This window comes from Rhodococcus sp. WAY2, from assembly GCF_009859915.1.
Taxonomy (GTDB): domain Bacteria; phylum Actinomycetota; class Actinomycetes; order Mycobacteriales; family Mycobacteriaceae; genus Rhodococcus_F; species Rhodococcus_F oxybenzonivorans.
This window is the reverse complement of the sequence record NZ_CP046572.1, coordinates 2590136-2607052: the sequence shown is the minus strand read 5'-3', so window position 1 is coordinate 2607052 and position 16917 is coordinate 2590136. Positions and strand designations below refer to the sequence as shown.

The 16917-nt window shown below is 66.5% G+C and carries 17 protein-coding genes and 2 tRNA genes; 5 read left to right on the top strand and 14 right to left on the bottom strand.

What is annotated here, in order from left to right; translation table 11 throughout:
- Positions 1–7 precede the first annotated feature (7 nt).
- Positions 8–81: transfer RNA gene (locus GFS60_RS12125), tRNA-Ile, on the bottom strand.
- 152 nt (positions 82–233) lie between these two features.
- Between GFS60_RS12125 and GFS60_RS39090 the strand changes: the two genes are divergently transcribed.
- A complete protein-coding gene (locus tag GFS60_RS39090) occupies positions 234–554 on the top strand; it encodes a DUF6480 family protein (RefSeq protein ID WP_442972188.1) in 321 nt (106 codons plus the stop codon).
- Here the strand turns inward: GFS60_RS39090 and GFS60_RS12115 are convergent.
- A complete protein-coding gene (locus GFS60_RS12115) occupies positions 495–1712 on the bottom strand; it encodes an AI-2E family transporter (RefSeq protein WP_159921499.1) in 1218 nt (405 codons plus the stop codon). The two genes, GFS60_RS39090 and GFS60_RS12115, sit on opposite strands and share 60 nt — an antisense overlap.
- A 126-nt stretch (positions 1713–1838) precedes the next feature.
- Positions 1839–1911: transfer RNA gene (locus GFS60_RS12110), tRNA-Asn, on the bottom strand.
- 137 nt (positions 1912–2048) lie between these two features.
- Here GFS60_RS12110 and GFS60_RS12105 point away from each other — a divergent pair.
- The gene (locus GFS60_RS12105) at positions 2049–2297 is read left to right on the top strand and encodes a hypothetical protein (protein ID WP_109335012.1); all 249 of its coding nucleotides are present in this window, start codon (positions 2049–2051) and stop codon (positions 2295–2297) included.
- Between the two features lie 13 nt (positions 2298–2310).
- On the opposite strand, the gene dnaG is transcribed toward GFS60_RS12105, so the two are convergent.
- The 4 genes from dnaG to GFS60_RS12085 form a co-directional block, all read right to left on the bottom strand.
- Entirely contained in the window at positions 2311–4242 is a 1932-nt protein-coding gene (gene dnaG, locus GFS60_RS12100) for a DNA primase (protein WP_159921497.1), read from the bottom strand.
- 48 nt (positions 4243–4290) lie between these two features.
- Positions 4291–5496 carry a lipase family protein gene (locus GFS60_RS12095; protein ID WP_201453558.1) on the bottom strand — a complete coding sequence of 402 codons (1206 nt, stop codon included), beginning with the start codon at positions 5494–5496 and terminating at the stop codon, positions 4291–4293.
- A gap of 78 nt (positions 5497–5574) precedes the next feature.
- Positions 5575–6849, bottom strand: a complete 1275-nt coding sequence (locus GFS60_RS12090; RefSeq protein WP_159921495.1) for a deoxyguanosinetriphosphate triphosphohydrolase — start codon at positions 6847–6849, stop codon at positions 5575–5577.
- Positions 6849–7541 carry a YdcF family protein gene (locus GFS60_RS12085; RefSeq protein WP_159921493.1) on the bottom strand — a complete coding sequence of 231 codons (693 nt, stop codon included), beginning with the start codon at positions 7539–7541 and terminating at the stop codon, positions 6849–6851. The genes GFS60_RS12090 and GFS60_RS12085 overlap by 1 nt, the downstream gene beginning before the upstream one ends.
- Before the next feature lie 69 nt (positions 7542–7610).
- Between GFS60_RS12085 and GFS60_RS12080 the strand changes: the two genes are divergently transcribed.
- Positions 7611–9701, top strand: a complete 2091-nt coding sequence (locus tag GFS60_RS12080) for a TPM domain-containing protein (protein ID WP_159921491.1) — start codon at positions 7611–7613, stop codon at positions 9699–9701.
- A 225-nt stretch (positions 9702–9926) separates the two neighbouring features.
- Here GFS60_RS12080 and GFS60_RS12075 read toward each other — a convergent pair whose 3' ends face one another.
- Complete coding sequence (locus GFS60_RS12075) at positions 9927–11318, bottom strand: glycine--tRNA ligase (RefSeq protein WP_109329028.1); 1392 nt, start codon at positions 11316–11318, stop codon at positions 9927–9929.
- Between the two features lie 219 nt (positions 11319–11537).
- Here GFS60_RS12075 and GFS60_RS12070 point away from each other — a divergent pair, with 219 nt between their 5' ends.
- Positions 11538–11882 carry an ArsR/SmtB family transcription factor gene (locus GFS60_RS12070; RefSeq protein ID WP_159921489.1) on the top strand — a complete coding sequence of 115 codons (345 nt, stop codon included), beginning with the start codon at positions 11538–11540 and terminating at the stop codon, positions 11880–11882.
- A 2-nt stretch (positions 11883–11884) separates the two neighbouring features.
- The gene (locus tag GFS60_RS12065; protein ID WP_159921487.1) at positions 11885–12313 is read left to right on the top strand and encodes a Fur family transcriptional regulator; all 429 of its coding nucleotides are present in this window, start codon (positions 11885–11887) and stop codon (positions 12311–12313) included.
- A 3-nt stretch (positions 12314–12316) separates the two neighbouring features.
- Here GFS60_RS12065 and GFS60_RS12060 read toward each other — a convergent pair whose 3' ends face one another.
- Genes GFS60_RS12060 through GFS60_RS12035 form a run of 6 tightly spaced genes read right to left on the bottom strand, consistent with a single transcriptional unit; the run spans position 12317 to position 16914 of the window.
- Complete coding sequence (locus tag GFS60_RS12060; protein WP_109329022.1) at positions 12317–12718, bottom strand: hypothetical protein; 402 nt, start codon at positions 12716–12718, stop codon at positions 12317–12319.
- A complete protein-coding gene (locus GFS60_RS12055; RefSeq protein WP_109329020.1) occupies positions 12715–13524 on the bottom strand; it encodes an isoprenyl transferase in 810 nt (269 codons plus the stop codon). Before GFS60_RS12055 ends, GFS60_RS12060 begins: the two co-directional genes overlap by 4 nt.
- Entirely contained in the window at positions 13490–14305 is an 816-nt protein-coding gene (recO, locus tag GFS60_RS12050) for a DNA repair protein RecO (protein WP_109329018.1), read from the bottom strand. The genes GFS60_RS12055 and recO overlap by 35 nt, the downstream gene beginning before the upstream one ends.
- 54 nt (positions 14306–14359) lie before the next feature.
- Complete coding sequence (gene era, locus GFS60_RS12045; protein ID WP_109329016.1) at positions 14360–15277, bottom strand: GTPase Era; 918 nt, start codon at positions 15275–15277, stop codon at positions 14360–14362.
- The gene (locus tag GFS60_RS12040; RefSeq protein WP_159921485.1) at positions 15270–15602 is read right to left on the bottom strand and encodes a cytidine deaminase; all 333 of its coding nucleotides are present in this window, start codon (positions 15600–15602) and stop codon (positions 15270–15272) included. Before GFS60_RS12040 ends, era begins: the two co-directional genes overlap by 8 nt.
- Positions 15595–16914 carry a hemolysin family protein gene (locus GFS60_RS12035; RefSeq protein WP_159921483.1) on the bottom strand — a complete coding sequence of 440 codons (1320 nt, stop codon included), beginning with the start codon at positions 16912–16914 and terminating at the stop codon, positions 15595–15597. The genes GFS60_RS12040 and GFS60_RS12035 overlap by 8 nt, the downstream gene beginning before the upstream one ends.
- Between the last annotated feature and the right edge of the window lie 3 nt (positions 16915–16917).

Sequence of the window (16917 nt, the reverse complement as noted above, 5' to 3'; positions counted from 1 at the left end):
AAAGGGGTGGGGCGGGCGGGGCTCGAACCCGCGACCAATGGATTATGAGTCCACGGCTCTAACCGACTGAGCTACCGCCCCATCGCCGCGGCATGTCCGGACTGCGGCGAGCCGATGTTACCGTGCCGCCGCCGTGAGGTGGCAGGCGGGATGCGGCGCGAATTTCGGGTGTTCCGCGGCGTCGCGTCCTTGTCGCCTTGGGCTTTCGAGTCGCCCCGCTTCGGCTGCCGGTCGTGGCGCTCGGTGTGTGGGATGACTCGGTCGCGGGTACCTCTGCAGTCAGCCGTCGTCGCTACATGATCGCGGTTCGTGAAGGGAGCAAGGTGAGCACTCAGAATCCAGGACCGGACCCGGATGATGCACCCGCACTCGACGAGGGCGGTGGCGTTCCCGCTGGGGATACACCACCCGACGCGGGGCAGACCTCTGGCTTGTCTCATCCTCAACCGATGCCGGGACGCAGTTTGCCGGTGCTCACTTTCGTGCTGGTCGGCCTACTCGTCCTGGGGATCGCGGCCTTTTTCGTCGCGCGCGTGTTCGCGCTGTTCGACTGAGGTGACTGTCGACTGTCCTTGGTCGGTCTGCCCTTCGTCGGACTGCCCTGGGTCGATCGGTCTCTCGTCGGCGACGAGTTCGTAACGTCGCCCGTAGGTTTCGACCAGCGCTTGGATCGCCGCCACCACGGGAACGGAGATCAGTGCCCCGACCGCGCCGAACAGCGACGCGCCGACGATGACCGATCCGAATGCGACCGCAGGGTGGATCGACACCGTCCGCGAGGTGATCCGCGGGTGAAGGATGTAGTTCTCGACTTGCTGATAGACCGTTCCGAACACCACTACCCACACGCCGTCGATCGGCTGGGCCGCCGCCGCGATGATCGCCGGCAGGGCAATGGCGAGATATGTGCCCAGGGTGGGGACGAACTGCGAGACGACCCCGGTCCACAGCGCGAGCGGCAGCCAATAGGGGACGCCGATGATCACGAGGAAGATTCCGGTGGCGACTGCACTCACCGCGGCGAGGATCAGTCGCGACACCATGTATCCGCCGGTCTTCTCGACGGAGATCTCCCAGACCGTGGAGATGACGCGCTGTTGCCGTGCCGGGAACCAGCTCGAAATCGTCCGGCGGAGGGTGGGGCCCTGCGCCGACATGTAGAACACGAACAACAGCAGCGTCAGCATCTGGAACACGACGCCGAGTAGCGAGGACAAGACGCCCAGAACCCCTGGGGTGAAACGCTGCGCAAGGTCGCGGATGGTGTCGGGGGTGAGATGAATCAAGTCGTCGCCAGTCGCGAAATCGGTGTCGAGAACACGATTGGACCATTCGGTGACCGAGGAGAGCGCGCCGGGCAGTGCCTTCAGCAGCTGGGCCAGCTGCTGAGCGAGCAGCGTTCCGAACAGGGCCAGGAAGGCGATGGCCGCGACGAACAGTGCGAACAGAACCAGTCCGGTGGCGGCGCCCCGGCGGACACCCCGAGAGGCCATCCAATCGACGACCGGCTCGATGGTGATGCTGAACAACCACGCGAGGAACAGCAGTCCCAGGAAGCCTCGCAGGTTGTGGAACAGCCAGCCCGACATCTGGTAGGCGGCGACGGCGAGGAGCACGTAGAAGACGGCCGGTCGCAGCCAGCGTGGGGCGTCGCGCGGACCGATGCCTCCGGCTGACCGGGTCCGCTCCGATTGGCCGCCGTCCTCGCTCATCGCACACCCCGCGGTCGTTTGCTGCCGATACAGCGGGAATGTACCCGCCTGGCACGCACACCGATCGGGATTGGCCCGGGACAGCAGAAACCCCCGCCCGGGAAGATCCGGGCGGGGGTTTCGTTGCTCCCCCGGCTGGACTCGAACCAGCAACCGTCCGATTAACAGTCGGAAGCTCTGCCAATTGAGCTACAGGGGATTATTCTGCTGTGCTTCGCCGTTCCCGGCGACGCCTGAGAAACTGTAGCGCATAGCCCTACCCCAGTACCAAATCGGCTGCCTGTCGACGTATCAGGCAGGATGGGGACGGTCGATGTGCACCGGGAGGAAGCGGGAATGATGCGGTTGTTGATCGGTATCGCGGCGGGGTACGTGCTGGGTACGCGGGCGGGACGTGCACGCTACGAACAGATCAGCCGGGCGACGAGGGCTGTGGCCACCAGTCCGGCCACCAAGAAGGTGTTGCAGGTGTCGCGTCAGAAGCTGTCCGATTCGCTGAACACGCAGCCCAAACTCGAGCCGATGAAGCCGATCGACGAGGACACCACGGTGTTCGTCCCCCACGAGCAGTTGAAGAACCGGTGAGCGCCGCAGGCGGTCAGCCGGCCATCCCGTCCCTGGTGGTGTCGCCGATCGCCTGATCGAGGAGGCTGCGGCGGTACTGCTCCAACGCGACGAGGTCGCCGAGGAGCGAGTGGAATTCGTCCGATTCGGTGGCCGGGGAGATGCGCTGGAGCTTGGACTTGAGCTCGGCCACCTGTTCACCGACCCACACCTCTTGCAGGCGTGCGAGCACGCCCGAAATGTATCGGGGCACTCGATCTTCTTCGACGGGGAGCGGCTCGACGGCGAGCTCGGAGACGAGCGACGCCGCTGTGATGTCTCCCACTCCCCGGCTGACGGCGTCGACCCATTCGCCGCCGCCGAGGCCGGCACTGGTTCCACCGGCTGAGATCATCGACTCGCGGATCATCACGTACGCCGGATGGGTGAAGGTCTCGACGGGCAGTGAGTCGAACACCGTGCCGGCGATCGACGGGTGCTGCAGCGCGCTCTTCAGCGCCTCCCGCTGCGCCCACAGCGTGGGGTCGTTGGGCCGGGGACGGGACAGGCCCACCGGAAGCTGCGGCGCATCGCTGTCGTCCCTGCCCGCTTTGCGGCGCGGCGGAGCAGGCACCGAACCCCGCGTCGACGCCCGCTTGCGCGCCTCGTCGCGCACCCGCTGACGAACGGCGGCGATATCGTCCCAGCCCACCCAGCCGGACAGCTGGACGGCGTAACTGTCACGCAGCGTCGCTTCTTTGATCTGAGCCACCACCGGCACCGTGCGGCGCAGCGCCTCCACACGTCCCTCCGCGGTCTCGAGGTCGTGCTCGGTGAGGATCGACTTGACCACGAATTCGAACATCGGTGTCCGGCGCGCCACCAGATCGCGGACAGCCGCGTCACCGGACTTCTGCCGCAGTTCGCACGGGTCCATACCATCGGGGGCGACGGCCACGAAAGTTTGCCCGGCCATCTTCTGATCGCCCTCGAAAGCCTTCATCGCCGCGGCCTGCCCGGCTGCGTCACCGTCGAACGTGTAGATGATCTCGCCGCGAAAATAGCTGTCGTCCATCAAAAGACGACGCAGCATGGCGAGGTGGTCCTCACCGAACGCGGTTCCGCAGGCGGCAACGGCCGTCTTCACCCCGGCGAGGTGCATCGCCATCACATCGGTGTAGCCCTCGACCACGACCGCCTGATGCCCTTTGGCGATGTCGCGCTTGGCGAGATCCAGACCGAAGAGCACCTGAGACTTCTTGTACAGCATGGTTTCCGGGGTGTTCACATACTTCCCCGGCATCGTGTCGTCATCGAAGAGTTTGCGCGCACCGAAGCCGATGACGTCGCCCGACAGGTTGCGGATCGGCCAGAGCAGGCGGCGATGGAAGCGATCGATGTGACCGCGGCGGCCGGCCTTCGACAGCCCCGCCGCCTCGAGCTCCTTGACGTCGAAACCCTTGCCCAGCAGATGCTTCGTGAGTACGTCCCAGCCGTCGGGCGCGTAGCCGCAACCGAACTGCTGCGCGGCGTGCGCGTCGAAGTTGCGCTCCGTCAGGTAGTCGCGGGCCGCCTGCGCGTCCGGTTCCTGCAGACGCGCTGCATAAAATTCCTGGGCGGCCGCATTGGCCGCCACCAGCCGCGCACGAGTGCCGCGGTCGCGTTGGACGGACGTGCCGCCACCCTCGTACGAGATCGAGTAGTTCAGGCGATCAGCCAGCTGCTCGACAGCCTCGACGAAACTGACGTGGTCGATCTTCTGCAGGAACGAGTAGACGTCGCCGCCCTCACCACAGCCGAAGCAATGATAGTGCCCGTGATTGGGCCGAACATGGAACGACGGCGACTTCTCGTCGTGGAACGGGCACAGGCCCTTCATCGAGTCACCGCCGGCACGCTTGAGGGACACGTACTCCCCCACGATGTCCTCGATGCGGGTGCGCTCGCGAATGGCCGCAACGTCTCGATCAGGGATTCTGCCAGCCACGGCACACAGTCTAGGCGCTCCGCCGGGGCCGCAATTTCCGACTCGGAATCAGCAGTTCGACGGCGCCGGAATCCCCGCGAACCGGTCACCGAGGTAGCTGAACGCCGGCCCCACGCCGAGCACGGTGGCGGTGCCGTGGTCGGCGCCCGGGATCACGTCGAACTGAACCCTCGCGCCCTGCGCGCAGTACTTGTCGACGGTCTCGCGTACCGGCCCGATGTTCACCAGCGGATCCGCACTGCCGTGCCAGACGTACATCGGCGTTCTCGGCACGCCCGGGTACAGCTGCACACTGTTCTCATCCATGACCGACCGTCCCGAGGGATCGGTGAGGATGCTCGGACCGTCGGTGAGTTCGGCCAGCGACCTGCCGGCACCGGCAGCCAGGATCGAATCGGTACACAGGTTGCTCATCCGGTCGCGGAGCTCGAGACCCTCGTCGTTGAGGCCGTTTCCCAGGGGCGAGCGCGTCGGGTACTCGCGTTCGAGTCCGATGGCGGCCGCAAAACCCAGACCGAAGGCGTCCGAGGGGGCGCCGCCCAACCGGTCGGCCAATTCGCCGATGTTCACCGGCGTACCGCCCTGGGCTGCGCCCACGATGTTCAGCTCGGGCGAGTAGGTCGGCGCGAGTGCCGCCGCCCAGTTCGTTGCCATGGCACCACCGGAGTAGCCCGCCAATCCGACCGGGCCGGCGCCCAGACCGGTCTGCGGCAGCCGCTGCGCTGCCCGGATCCCGTCGAGGACCAGCCGTCCGCCCAGCTTCGCCGCACCGTATGCGCTGGACGGCCCGAGATGATCGGGCACCGCGACAGCCCATCCGCGCGCGAGGAGAGCGTTGAGGGCCGGTGTCTCCTGCAGTCCGCCGACGAACAGTTGATGCGACGGCGCGCACTGCAATCCGAGCGAATTGACGAACGGCTGGTATGAGACGAGGGGCCGGTTCGCGGGAGCGCCGCGGGGCACGAGCACCGTGGTGACGGCGGCGATCGGGACGCCGGCCGAGTTGGTGGATTTGTACTGGATCTGCCAGGCCTCGGCCGTCGGGAAACCGGTCGCGGCGACGGACCTGCCGGCCAGTACGTCACCGTCGGCACGTGTACCGACATCGGCGGGCGCGTTGTAGAACGGGTCGGGGTCGGCGAACGGATACGCCGGGGCGGCGTGCCCGTTCGGAGCGGCAAGCACAGCGGCGCCGACCGCAACCGCCAGGGCAGCGGACGTCGAGCCGATGATCTTGCGCAGTACAGACTTCATCCGGGCTCCCTGCAGGTGGTGTGAGCGCTCTCGCACCGTATTCGTAGCACCGGAGCAAGCGGATTGGTCCGTTTCTCGTCAGCCCCAGCTCGCTTGCGCTCCCAGGCTGGCCTTGTCGACGCGTTCGAGCCTGCTCTCGGTGTACGACGCGATCTGGTCGACGATCACCCGGACCCGCGCGGAATCGTCGCCGGCCTTGTCCCAGGCCGGCAACAGCAGGGGGTCGAGTCCCGCCGGAGCGGTGGCCAGGAGCCATTCGGCCACTCGGTGAATGCGGTCGCGCTGCCGCTCCTGACGCGCCTTGTGACCGGAGTCGGACATCACGTAATACAGCGCAACGGTTTTCAGAAGGGCCACTTCGGAGGCCACCACCGGGGGGATCACCAGGTCCGCGTCGTACCGGGCCAGCGGCTCGTCCCCGTTGACCTTCCGCGTGCCGCTGATTGCGGCGGTGGCGAAACGGCCGACCAACTCGCTGGTCAGATTCTTCAACGCGACGGCGCTGGTCAGCGTTCCGTCGTAGCTGCCCACCTCCACCACCACAGGCAAAAGGCTGAGCCGATGCGCCGCCTCGACGAGATCGTCGACGACGAGCCCAGGGAACTCGGAGACACCCAGTTCCGCCAGCGCCCGCTGTTCCACCGGGTCGGCGAGGGCACGCAGATCGATGCGCCCGGCAATCACCCCGTCCTCGACGTCGTGAACCGAATACGCCACGTCGTCGGCCCAGTCCATCACCTGCGCCTCGAGGCACCGACGATTCTCCGGTGCACCCTCGCGCACCCAGATCAGCACTTCCGCGTCGTCGTCGTAGGCCCCGAATTTGGCACCCGGCCTAGGCCTCGTCCACGGATACTTGATGGCCGCATCCAGCGCCGCGCGCGTGAGGTTGAGTCCGGCGCTGGCGCCCGAGGGGTCGAGGACCTTGGGTTCGAGGCTGGTCAGGATTCGCAGATTCTGGGCGTTACCTTCGAAGCCGCCGCAGCTCGCCGCCACCTCGTCGAGCGCCTTCTCACCATTGTGTCCGTAGGGCGGGTGGCCGATGTCGTGCGCGAGCCCCGCGAGATCCACCAGATCGGGGTCACATCCAAGTCCGTCCGCAATTCCCCGCCCGATCTGCGCGACCTCGATCGAATGAGTCAACCGGGTACGGGGTGTGTCACCGTCCCTCGGTCCCACCACCTGTGTCTTGTCCGCGAGCCGGCGTAACGCCGCGGAGTGCTGCACGCGGGCGCGGTCCCGGGAGAAATCGGAGCGGTGCTGGGCCGCGGCGATTTGGCTCCCCGGCAGACCGGCCCGTTTGGGCGGCTCGGAGACGCGCCGTGCGACGTCGTGAGTCGAGTATCCGGCCATCATTGTCCTGCCGTGTAGGGGAAGTCCGCGGAGAAGTGGGTGAGCTGGTACCAGATCAGGGCCCCGGTTTCCCGCGCAATCCCGTGTAGCTGCGATTCGCGCGTGAACACGGCCGGGCCCTGCCGGGTGGGCGCAGTCCAGGCATCGAGTCCGGCGTCGCGCGCCATGGTTCGGGTGCGCAGTGAATGCCAGGGGTCGCTGACCAGGACCGCCGAGTTGATGCCCTGCTCCCCCATGGTTTCGCTGACGGCCTCGATGCTCAGCAGGGTGTCGGAACCCTCCTCGACCGCGGTGATGCTGTCGGCCGGGACCCCGCGCGAGATCAGGTAGTTCTTACCCGACGCCGCCTCCGTGTACTCGTCACCCTCCTGCTTCCCGCCGACGGTGATGACCTCGGGAGCCACGCCTTGTTCGTACAGCTTGTAGGCCTGTTCGAGTCGGGCCTCGAACACCGACGACGGGGTCCCCGAGTACTGCGCGGCTCCCAGGACGACGATGGCGTCGGCGCTCGAGCTGTCGTCGATTCGCGCCACCTGCCACACCCGGACTGCCGTGCCGAACACGAGGGCGACGGCGATAAGGACCACTCCGACGATCACCCGGCGGGTCCACCGCGCGAACGTGCCGACGAAACCCAGACGCGCCTCGGCGCGCGGCAGGTCGTGGCGTTCACGGCTCGGTGCAGTATTCACTCCCCGATTCTGCCAGCTGCCGTCGAACTGTCCCGCTGACGACTCGCCACACCGGATAGATTTGCTGCCATGCCAGTCGCATCGCCACTCGAGCAGTTGCCGTCGTCCCGCCGACGATTCCTCGCTCCACCCGCTCGACGGTTCTCGGTCCTGGGTGCGGTCGCGGCCGTCCTCGGTGTGGTGACGATCCTGTGGGGGCCGGCGGTCGCGTCCGCCGATGCACCCTTCCGGTTGCCCAATCAGGTGACGGACAACGTGGGCGCGCTGGACGAGGATCAGCGAACCGAGGTCGAGGCCGCGATCGATCAGCTCTACGACGAGCACAAGGTGCGGTTGTGGGTGGTCTATGTCGCCGATTTCGACGGTCTCGGCGCAGGACCGTGGGCCGATCGCACCGCGCAGGCCTCCTCGCTCGGCGACCGGGACGCACTGTTGGCTGTCGCCACCGTCGACCGCGAATACGCTCTCATCGCCTCGGACGGCCTCGAGGACATCACCTCCGATGAAGCGGAGAGCATCCGGGTCGACGCCGTCGAACCCGCTCTGCGCGAGGATGACTGGGCGGGTGGCGCCATCGCCGCGGCGGGCGGTATCGGCGATGCGATGAGCGCGAGCGGCGGAATGTCGGTGCGCACACTGCTCATCGGCGGCGGCGTGGTGGCGGCGGGCGTCGGCGGAATTGTCCTGTACTCCCGCAAGAAGAAGAACGACCGGGCCGCGGACGCTGTCGCGGCCGCGAGGAACATCGACCCCGAGGACACCGACGCACTTGCCGCCCTGCCGCTGCCCACGCTGGACGAGCTGGCCAGGGAAATTCTGGTCGACACGGACAACGCGCTGCGCACAAGCCGCGAAGAACTCGACCTCGCCCGGGGCGAGTTCGGGGAGCAGTCGACCGCGTCGTTCACCACGGCGTTCGAGAAGGCGCAGGCGGCGCTGGCCGCCGCGTTCACCGTCCGTCAACGACTCGACGACGCGATTCCCGAGACTCCCCAGCAGCAGCGAGAGATGCTGATCGACATCATCTCCTCCTGCGGCCGGGCAGACCGGGAACTCGACGAACGGGTTCAGGAATTCGACGGTCTGCGAAATCTCCTGATCAACGCACCAGAGCGACTCGACGCGCTGACCCGCGACATCGTCGCGGCAAGCGTCCGCATTCCGGAGTCCACCCGCACACTCGAGGCACTGCACACCCAGTTCCCGGCCGAGACGCTGGCGTCCATTGCGGCCAATGTGACGATGGCGCAGGAACGGCTGGCGTTTGCGGAGCAGGCAGTGAGCGAGGCGCGGGACACCATCGCCCTGCCGCCGGGAAAGCAGGGGCCGGCTGTGTCGGCGATCCGCCGTGCCGAGGGTGCACTCGAGCAGGCCCGGACGTTGCTCGACGCCGTCGATCACGCAGCCGACAACATTCGCCACGCGATCGCCGCCCTGCCCGCGGCGATCACCGACCTCGAGAACGGGGTGGCCACTGCCGCCCAGTTCACCGAGCAGGGTGGACCCCCGCTCGAATCGGCGCGGGGCGCAGCCCAGGCAGCGCTCGCATCGGCACGCACCTCGAAAGATGCCGACCCGCTCGGCACCTTCACCGCGATCGTCAAGGCAGACGCCGAACTCGACGCCGTCCTGGCAGCAGCCCAGGAATCCCGCCGACAGACCGAACGCGCGCAGCAGCATCTCGACCAGAATCTGGTGGCAGCGCAGTCACAGGTGACCGCGGCCTCGGATTTCATCGGCACCCGGCGCGGTGCGATCGGTGCGGAGGCCAGGACCCGGCTCACCGAGGCCCAGCGTCATCTCGCCGCCGCGCGTCAGCTCCGCGAGACCGATGTCTCCGGCGCCCTGCAGCATGCGCAGGCCGCGTCGACTCTCGCCGTCGACGCCCTGAGTTCTGCCCGAAATGACGTGCAGGAATGGGAACTTCGTCAAGGCGCCGGACCCGGTGCCGGCGGGAACCTCGCCGGCGCGGTCCTCGGCGGAATCCTGATCGACAGCGTCATGCGGGGCGGATTCAGCGGCCGCGGCAGCTGGGGAGGCCAAGGCTCCCGTGGCGGTTTCGGTAGTGGCGGATTCGGTGGTGGCGGTTTCGGGGGTGGACCGGGCTCCTTCGGTGGTCCGCGCAGTTCGGGCCGGATCAGCGGAGGCGGCCGCTTCTGACCTTCCGAGGGCCTACTCGACGTCGCTGCACGAGCGGGTACCAGCCGACCCGAACAGGGCGACCGCCAGTCCCAGAAAACCTGCGCTCCCGATCAAGAGCGCACCGCATACCAGCACATTACTCATCAATGCCCCCGTTTCGTCTGCGGCAATTACAACAGATCCCCGGTTGCGGTCGGGAATCGACCGCAACCGGGGAACTGCTCACCCTGCTCGTCTTCCGGATCAGCAGCCCAGAAGGCGCTGGGCCAGGTAGCCCTCCACCTGATCGAGCGCGACACGCTCCTGAGCCATCGAGTCACGCTCACGGACGGTGACCGCATGATCCTCGAGGGTGTCGAAGTCGACGGTGATGCAGAACGGCGTACCGATCTCGTCCTGACGACGGTAACGGCGTCCGATGGCGCCGGCGTCGTCGAACTCGACGTTCCAGTTCTGACGAAGCGTCGCGGCCAGATCCTTGGCCTTGGGCGTCAGATCGGCGTTGCGGGACAGCGGCAGCACCGCGGCCTTCACCGGCGCGAGGCGACGGTCCAGTCGCAGCACCGTGCGCTTGTCGACGCCACCCTTCGCGTTGGGTGCCTCGTCCTCGGTGTAGGAGTCGACGAGGAAGGCCATCAGCGACCGGGTGAGGCCGGCAGCGGGCTCGATGACGTATGGGGTGTACCGGTCACCACTGGCCTGGTCGTAGTAGCTGAGGTCGGTGCCCGAGTGCGTCGAGTGCGTCGACAGATCGAAGTCGGTGCGGTTGGCCACACCCTCGAGCTCGCCCCACTCGCTGCCCTGGAAGTGGAACCGGTACTCGATGTCCACGGTCCGCTTGGAGTAGTGCGACAGCTTGTCCGCGGCGTGCTCGTACAGGCGCAGGTTGTCCTTGTTGATACCCAGGCCCGTGTACCAGTCCATGCGGTAGTCGATCCAGTACTGGTGCCACTCCTCGTCCTCACCGGGCTTGACGAAGAACTCCATCTCCATCTGCTCGAACTCGCGGGTGCGGAAGATGAAGTTGCCGGGGGTGATCTCGTTGCGGAAGCTCTTACCGATCTGGCCGATGCCGAAGGGCGGCTTCTTACGCGACGTGGTGAGCACGTTCGCGAAGTTCACGAAAATGCCCTGCGCCGTCTCGGGGCGCAGGTAGTGCATTCCCTCTTCGCTCTCGACCGGGCCGAGATACGTCTTGAGCATCATGTTGAAGTCGCGGGGCTCGGTCCAACGCCCCACCGTGCCGCAGTCGGGGCAGGCAATGACGTCCATGGTGACGTCGTCGGGGTTATCGAGACCCTTCTTCTCCGCGTACGCCTCCTGCAGGTGGTCCTGACGGTGGCGTTTGTGGCAGTTGAGACACTCGACCAACGGGTCGTTGAACACGCCGACGTGGCCGGACGCCACCCACACCTCACGCGGCAGAATCACCGACGAGTCGAGACCGACGACGTCTTCGCGGCTGGTGACCATGTTGCGCCACCACTGCTTCTTGATGTTGTCCTTGAGTTCGACACCCAAGGGGCCGTAATCCCAGGCCGACTTCGTGCCTCCGTAGATCTCACCGCACGGATAGACGAGGCCACGACGCTTGGCCAGGTTGACGACGGTTTCGACTTTGGATTTCGGTGCCACTCGAGTGCTCTCCATCTGGGTAATAGATGCATGGTTTACGTGCAGTTTTCGGCTCCTAGCCTATCTGCCCGTTTCCGCCCGGTTCACCCGCCTGGTTGACATGCGAATTCATGCATATCAAAATGGAATCGATTTGCAATAAGATGGGCGACGAGCTGACCGAAGGTGCTCCCCGACCATTCTGTCGCTTCGTGTCCGGCATACCGAAGGAGATCCGCTGTGAGCGTGACCGATACCGGCGATCTTCATCCGTTCGACACCGCGCCGCCCGCGCCTGTGCCGTCGAAGGAGACGTTGGCTGCGGCAGGTGACATTCTGCGCGCGCTCGCTGCACCGGTCCGAATCGCCATCGTGCTGCAACTCCGCGAATCGGAGCGCTGCGTGCACGAACTCGTCGGGGCGCTGGGAGTCACCCAGCCGCTGATCAGCCAGCACCTTCGCGTCTTGAAAGCTGCCGGGGTGGTGCGCGGCGAACGCACCGGGCGCGAGGTTCTCTACCGGCTCGTCGACGACCATCTCGCACACATCGTCGTGGACGCCGTCGCGCACGCCGAGGAAGGATGAGAATGCCGACCCAGAACGCCGAGCATCGCAAACCTGTGGTCGTCGGAGTGCGCGCCACCAAGCAGCGCAGTGCGATCTCCGCCCTCCTCGACGACATCGAGGAATTCCGCTCGGCACAAGAACTCCACGACGAACTCCGCAAGCGTGGAGAAGGCATCGGTCTCACCACCGTCTACCGCACGCTGCAGACGCTGGCCGATGCCGGGACGGTCGACGTCCTGCGGACGGACACGGGTGAATCGGTGTACCGCAGGTGCTCGTCGGGGCACCACCATCATCTCGTGTGCCGCAGTTGCGGCTACACCGTCGAGGTCGAAGGACCCACCGTGGAACAGTGGTCGCAGTCGATCGCCGACGATCACGGATTCTCCGACGTAAGCCACACCATCGAGATCTTCGGCGTCTGCAAGGACTGCAACGCGCCGCGGTGAGCGTCAGGGGATCAGTCCCTGCCGAGCCGTGTCCGCCCCGGACAGCGCCAGAAGCAGCATCGTGGTCAGGGCCTCGTCCTCGAGGCCGGCGGCGGGGAACGTGTAGCGCAGGATGACGTCGGCGAGTCTGCCGTGTCCGAACACGGCGATCGAGCCGAACTGGAGGGCGCTGTTTCGTTCGGCCACCTTCTTGTGCAGTGACGCACTGACGGGGCGATCCCAGGCGAGGACACAGGTCATCGACAACACGTCCAGTCCCTCGGTCAGGGTCATCGCACTGATCGAGCACAGCGCTCCGGCGTACTCGAAACTGAGCGAGCCGTCGTCCGCCCTGTCGACCGTGGCGAAATGAGCGAGTGCATTCTCGGCGCGCGCCAGAAGTGCCGGCGCTCCGTCGGCCGTCACTTGACGCCACCGAATCTGCGGTCCCGAGAGGCGTATTCGACGCAGGCCGCCCACAAATCGCGCCGGTCGAAGTCGGGAAACAGCTTCTCCTGATAGACCATTTCCGCGTACGCGGACTGCCAGATCAAGAAATTGGACGTTCGTTGCTCACCGGACGGCCGCAGAAACAGATCGACATCCGGCATGTCCGGCTCGTCGAGGTACCGGGCCACCGTCGCCTCGGTGATCTTCTCCGGATCGAGTTGTCCCGCCGCAACCCTGCGTGCGATTTCCTTCGTCGCATCGGCGATCTCGGCGCGACCACCGTAGTTGACGCACATCGTCAGGTTCATCACCGTGTTGTGCTTCGTCAACTCCTCGGCGATCTCGAGTTCCTTGATCACGCTGCGCCACAACCGTGGTCGGCGTCCCGCCCAGCGCACGCGCACACCCATCTCGTGCATTTCGTCGCGGCGCCTGCGGATCACGTCCCGGTTGAAGCCCATCAAGAAGCGGACTTCTTCGGGACTGCGTTTCCAGTTCTCCGTCGAGAAGGCATACGCCGACAGCCATTCGACACCCATCTCGATACAGCCGCAGACCGCGTCCATCAGCACGGCTTCGCCGCGTTCATGGCCCGCAGTCCGCGGCAGTCCCCGTTCCTGCGCCCAGCGGCCGTTCCCGTCCATGACCAGTGCGATGTGCCGAGGTATCAGTTCGGTCTGCAGGCCCGGCGGCCGAGCCCCCGACGGATGCGGGTCGGGCGGCCGAATGTGGCGTTCGGCCGCACCGTCAAGCGGAGTTCGAGGTTCGCGTCGTCGAATCACGGTCCCCATCCTGCCTGACCGAATTCTCCGGCCCGACGGCCGGATGCGGACGGGACCGTTCGATCAGGGGAAGGGTGCGCAGCTGTCGTTCGAGATGCCACTGCAGGTGCGCGGCGACGAGTCCGCTGGCCTGACTGCGCAGCGGCGCCGCCACATTCTCGGTTTCCGCCCAGTTCCCACGGAACAGCGCGTCCATCAGCGCGAGCACTCCGGGAGACGGGGTGGCCGCACCGGGTGGGCGGCAGTGGGTACACACCGCGCCCCCAGCGGACACGTGGAATGCCCGGTGGGGTCCGGGCGCGCTGCACCGCGCACACTCGTCGAGTGCAGGTGCCCATCCTGCGTAACCCATGGCCCTCAGAAGGAAAGCATCGAGAATCAGCTCACACGGCCGATGGTGTTCGGCGACCGCGCGCAGCGCACCCACCGTCAGGCGGTGCAGCTGCAGCGCGGGAGCGCGCTCTTCACCGGCCAGTCGCTCGGCGGTTTCGAGGATCGCACACGCCGTGGTGTACCGGGAGTAGTCGTCGACGATGTCGGTGGCGAACGCATCGACAGTTTGCACCTGGGTGACGATGTCGAGATTGCGGCCCGGATACAACTGCACGTCAATGTGCGCGAACGGCTCGAGCCTAGCGCCGAACTTGGACTTCGTGCGGCGCACCCCCTTGGCCACCGCGCGTACCAGACCGTGCTGCCGGGTGAGGAGTGTGACGATACGGTCGGCCTCGCCCAGCTTGTGCTGGCGCAACACCACCGCATTGTCTCGATACAGCCTCACCGGTCCAGTGTCCCATGTCGGAAGGCGCTCCGCGCCCGTGCGAGGCCGAAGGCCCTAGAAGCCCAGGCGGCCCAATTGCTTCGGGTCGCGCTGCCAGTCCTTGGCGACTTTGACGTGCAGCTCGAGGAAGATCCGGGTGCCCAGCAACTTCTCGATCTGCAGGCGCGCCTTGGTCCCGACCTCCCGGAGCCGGGCACCACCCTTCCCGATGACGATGCCCTTCTGGCTCGGGCGTTCGACGTAGAGCAGGGCGTGCACGTCGAGCATTTCGCCCTGCTTTTCGGTGCGCCCCTCACGGGGGATCACTTCCTCGATGACCACCGCAAGGGAGTGCGGCAGTTCGTCGCCGAGGCCCTCGAGAGCCGCCTCACGGATGAGTTCCGCCATCAACGTTTCTTCGGGTTCGTCGGTGAGCTCGCCGTCCGGGTAGAACGCGGGCCCTTCCTCCATCTTGGAGGCGAGGACGTCCACCAGGACCTCCACCTGCTCACCCGACGCGGCGGAGACCGGCACGACGTCGGATTCCGGTCCGAGCATCTGGGACACGGCCAGCAACTGCTGCCCGACCTTGTCCTTGGTGACCTTGTCGATCTTCGTCACAATGCCGATGAGCGTCGTCTTCGGCGCGATCTGGCGAACCTGCTGCACGATCCACCGGTCGCCGGGGCCGATCTTCTCGTCCGCGGGAATGCACAGGCAGATCACGTCGACCTCGGAGTAGGTGTCGCGCACGAGGTCGTTGAGGCGCTGACCGAGGAGCGTCCGGGGCCGGTGCAGCCCCGGGGTGTCGACGAGGATCAACTGCGCGTGCTCGCGGTGCACGATGCCGCGAATCGTATGCCGGGTCGTCTGCGGACGCGAGGACGTGATCGCGATCTTGCTGCCCACCAACGCGTTGGTGAGTGTGGACTTGCCCGTGTTGGGCCGCCCGACGAAACAGACGAATCCGGAACGGAATTCGGGTTTACTCATGCTTCTCCTCGATCACGGATCCATCGGTTCGCGCGAAGACGATCGCCGCCTGCGCACTGACTTCGTGTAGTGCGGCGATGCCGGGGTCGTCCGGGGCTGCGCCGATCAGGACAGCCGCTTCGAACCCTTCGGCGCCGCTCGACACCGCCGCGGCGACGGCCGCCTGCAGAGCCGTCAGCGACAACGCGGCCAAGGTGACGGCGCCTGCGGCGTAGGTGCGGCCGTCGAGGTCGCGGACGGCAGCGCCCTGCCCGCTTCCGCTGCGGCCCAGGGCTCCCCGCGCAAGCACCACCAGCTTGGCGTCCTCGGTATCGAGTTCAGGCATCGTCGCTCTCCCGTTCGCGGTCGTCGTCGTGCTCGTCTTCCGAGATGGGGGCGCGTTGCACGAAGACCGTGCTGATCCGCACCCGGCCCCGCACGTCGGGTGAGCCCTCGCCGCGCAGGATCAGCCCCTCCGACACGACCTCGGAGCCGGGAAGGGGCACCCTGCCGAGTTCGTATCCGATCAACCCGCCGACGGTTTCCACCTCATCGTTTTCGAGTTCGAGTCCGAACAGTTCGCCGAGATCCTCGATGGGCAGCCGCGCCGACACCCGGTACATACCGTCACCGAGGTCCTCGATCGGCGGTGTCTCGTCCTGGTCGTACTCGTCGGCGATTTCCCCGACGATTTCCTCGATGACGTCTTCGATGGTGACGAGCCCGGCGACTCCGCCGTATTCGTCCACCAGCACCGCCATGTGGTTGCGGTCGCGCTGCATTTCGGCGAGCAGGCTGTCCAGTGGTTTGGAATCCGGCACGAACACGGCCGGGCGCATCACGTCGCGGACGCGGACACTGCGCCCACCGTCACGCGAGTGGTACGTCTGCTGGACCAGGTCTTTGAGGTAGACCACCCCGAGGACGTCATCGACGTTGTCGCCGATCACCGGGATCCGCGAGTGACCGCTGCGGACCGCGAGGGACGTCGCCTGTCCGGCGCTCTTGTCGCTCTCGATCCACACCATCTCGGTGCGCGGGACCATCACCTCACGGGCCGAGGTGTCGCCGAGTTCGAACACCGACTGAATCATGCGCCGCTCCTCGTCGGCCACCACGCCACGCTCCTGCGCCATGTCGACGAGTTCCCGAAGCTCGATCTCGGAGGCGAAGGGGCCGTTGCGGAAACCACGGCCCGGCGTGATCGCGTTACCGATGAGGATCAACAGGCGACTGATCGGGCCGAGGAGGGTACCGATGACCTGCAGGGGGAACGACGCGATGAGCGCTATCGAGTAGGCGTGCTGACGGCCGAGTGTGCGCGGGCCGACGCCGATCACCACATAGTCGACGAGCACCATGACGATGGCGGTGACCGTGAGGGCCCACACCGGTTCGAGGAGGTCGGTCAGCCCGCCGACGAGCACCACCGTGGCGGTGATTTCGCACAGGATGCGAAGCAGCACCATGAGATTCACGTAGCGTGGGCGATCCGACAAGATGCGGAGGACCCGGTGAGCGCCGGCCCGATCCTCCTTGGCCATCTCCTCGACGCGCGCCGACGAGATGGTGTTGAGCGCGGAGTCGACGGCGGCGAACACACCGCCGAGGGGGACGAGAACGATCGCGAGGACGATCAGCGCAATGGCGCTAGTCACAAA